This is a genomic window from Gammaproteobacteria bacterium, from assembly GCA_027296625.1.
GTDB lineage: Bacteria > Pseudomonadota > Gammaproteobacteria > JAKEHO01 > JAKEHO01 > JAKEHO01.
Genome location: JAPUIX010000046.1, coordinates 1 through 2,834, shown reverse-complemented (window position 1 = coordinate 2,834; position 2,834 = coordinate 1). Strand labels below are relative to the sequence as shown.

Here is a 2,834-nt window from a genome sequence, read left to right as displayed (position 1 = left end):
CAAATGTATGCAGAAGCCTCACGCCTCGAATATCGCAGCAACACTTAAGAATGGGCCGCTTGTCCTGAGCATGCACTGTAGATCGAATCCAATGACCGCTTTCCACGGCGATCTCAACCGGTCGATGCAACATCTAATCTTTAACTATAAAGATGGGGATGTCTCGGCTCGTGCGCTTAATGCTTCTGCGTTTATTTGGTTTATTGATCAACTGGACACTCGCCCTTTGTATAGCTACTGACCAGCGAGTTTATGCATGCCTTGCATGAGTTTGCAAACGTCTCCTGCACAGGATCACATGGTATCGTGACACACTGAACGTTTACGGTCGCACACACCGGCTGATAGATTTCGATGCACGCATCAATACCCCTTTGTTCTGGCAAACACTCCGTTCCTGCAAGATCTAGAGGCGCACCCAGATTGAGTAGCAGTCCATCGACCTCGTCCGTTGTGGTGATCAACACATTCGTGCGCCTTTGGATATTTGCGAATACTGTCTTCATGCCTTCTTCCGAGACTACTTCGGCAGCGGAGTGAATCGGGCCTCCTTCATCCAAAATAAATGCAAGTTCTTTCTCCACGATTTTGTACTCGCCCAAAAGTGCGCCTGCACCGTCAAAGTCTTTAAGCACTAATCCAGGAAATGCTTGCATGAACATAAATGGCACAAATCCTTCAATGGGCTGGCCAATGCCATCAATACCACCGGGACGAGCTCATTATGCATCGGCTGTTGAAAGAAAGGCTTGACGGTTCAGCATTGTTCAGGGTGTTGGCACTTATGATTACGTACCGGTTGAGCATTGACCAGGAGCCAAAGAAATAGCCCGCATATTGCACCAGTTGATAATAACCAAAGTCTATTTTGGCTTCTCAAAGAGCAAGTACAAAAGATTGTCGCTAAACCCAGGATCCTTAGTCAGTCCAATATGATCGGTAAAGAGGAAATGCACGCTCGTCCAATCGATCGGGGAGTCCAATCGCCCCACGACATCCGAGCCAATGCCCTCATCCATTAGTGCACTGCTTCGTAGCACAGTACCGTCACCTGGCGCTTCTTTAACCACGTTTGTTGCCCCGCTATAGGTATCAACTGCCACCACCGCGTTGGTGGGAACCGCATCACCAGCTATGAGATAGAGTGAGAGGCCAGCGGGCGGGGACGCGCGAAGATCCAATGCAGCGGCGAACTGCTTGGCTCGCCGCAAGGCTTTGCTTTGATGGTCAAGCGCAATGCGACGCCGCATGGCAACATCCTGAACCTCTGGTAGCAGCATCTGCAGCACCGAATCCTGGCGCGGATCCGCCAGTCCCCAGTTCATACGCTCCCACAACGCAGGATCATAGATGTCCGCGATTCGTTCCTCTGTGCTGGCATTGATCACGGCGCCGTGCCGGCCTCGTGGGAGGAGCTGATAAATCGATGGCATCGTTCCGAGAATGGCCGAATCGTACGTGCCGAAAAACGGTGCAAATTTGCGGCCTTCCACCAAGTCATTCACGGAATCGACCGAACCCGCATTGGGGGTGCCGACCATGACAACATTTTCGATATACCTGGCGCCCGCCCAGGTCAGCGGTGGGAGCGATCCGTCGGATGGTAGGTCGGCCGGGCCGTAGCGAAGGTAGTAGCGTACAACAAGGCCACCCATGGAATGAGCGACAATATCGAATTTTACGTCGAGGTCTTTAATGCCATATCGCTTCTCAGTTTCAGCCTGAACGTACGCGCGTTGGCTCAGAATAAATTCATGTAACATCCTGGCACTTTCGACAATATCCCGACGCCAGTCATAGGCGAACTGAAAACACGTGTAATGACTGTCACCATAATCAATCGCGCCGGATTCACCCAGTTCACTATCTCGATAGCCGGCTCCCAAAGTACCCAGCATGTAAAAGTACGCTTTGAGACGCAGATCCAGGCCGGCGAAATGGACCTCAATCTGGTCTAACACACCATCTGGCCGCACATTATCGTGCAGTGCGCCCAACGGTGCTCCCTCGCGCATAGGCAACGCAATAAGGCGGGCGGTCTCAGGTTTTTTTGGATTTGCGCTGCCCGGGCCAAACGCGCCCCAGACAACCGCGTTCGAATCAAGGTCCTTGAGTTTCGAACCCAGGATGCCCGGCACAACGATCACAGGATTTCGGTAGGGGTCCTCTGCCTGGATCAGTTCGTTATAGAGTCCTCCAAGGTCAGGGCTTTGCAATTTCGTCGCACAGCCCACAAATACAAGGACAGCGGCAGCCATTACCAAAGTGATTCGTTTTAGGGCTTGAGACATATTCTTTTGTTTCATTTGCTCATCGTACACCTTACTTTGAAAGAACTGCCTCGACCCGTTGCCGTAGTACTGGCAATAATTCTGTCTCGAACCACGGATTGCGGCGCAGCCAAATATTGTTTCTCGGGCTCGGGTGTGGCAGCGGAACCGTGCTTGGCCAGTACTTCCGCCATGCACGCACTTTCTCAGTCAGCGACGATTGTCCTTCATCCAGGTGATACGCCTGTGCGTATTGTCCGATCACCAAGGTGAGCTCCAGGAGTGCGAGGCGACCTAGCAATTGCTCGCGCCATGCGGGCGCACACTCTGCCCGCGGTGGAAGATCTCCAGACTTCCCCGCGCCCGGGTAACAAAAACCCATCGGTAGAATTGCTACCTGCTGTGGGTTGTAGAACACATCGCGGGTCACACCCATCCACTCGCGCAGTCTCTCTCCGCTGGCATCATCAAATGGCTTGCCGGACTCATGGACCTTCCGACCGGGTGCTTGACCGGCAATGAGCAGTCGAGCATCAGGGTGAAGTTGAAGGACGGGACGAGGGC

The 2,834-nt window shown here is 52.9% G+C and carries 3 protein-coding genes; all 3 read right to left on the bottom strand.

Translation table 11 applies throughout. The annotated features are described in order from the left end of the window. Positions 1 to 200: 200 nt before the first annotated feature. Complete coding sequence (locus tag O6944_02510) at positions 201 to 656, bottom strand: hypothetical protein (GenBank protein MCZ6718011.1); 456 nt, start codon at positions 654 to 656, stop codon at positions 201 to 203. A gap of 207 nt (positions 657 to 863) precedes the next feature. Then, complete coding sequence (locus O6944_02505; GenBank protein MCZ6718010.1) at positions 864 to 2,306, bottom strand: hypothetical protein; 1,443 nt, start codon at positions 2,304 to 2,306, stop codon at positions 864 to 866. A gap of 16 nt (positions 2,307 to 2,322) precedes the next feature. Next, the coding region (locus tag O6944_02500) for a uracil-DNA glycosylase family protein (protein MCZ6718009.1) at positions 2,323 to 2,834 on the bottom strand (512 nt) is incomplete at its 5' end.

Bases quoted from the DNA above. Each gene is read 5' to 3' on its own strand.
- O6944_02505 (MCZ6718010.1), bottom strand. From the start codon at position 2,306: ATGAAACAAAAGAATATGTCTCAAGCCCTAAAACGAATCACTTTGGTA.
- O6944_02510 (MCZ6718011.1), bottom strand. From the start codon at position 656: ATGCAAGCATTTCCTGGATTAGTGCTTAAAGACTTTGACGGTGCAGGC.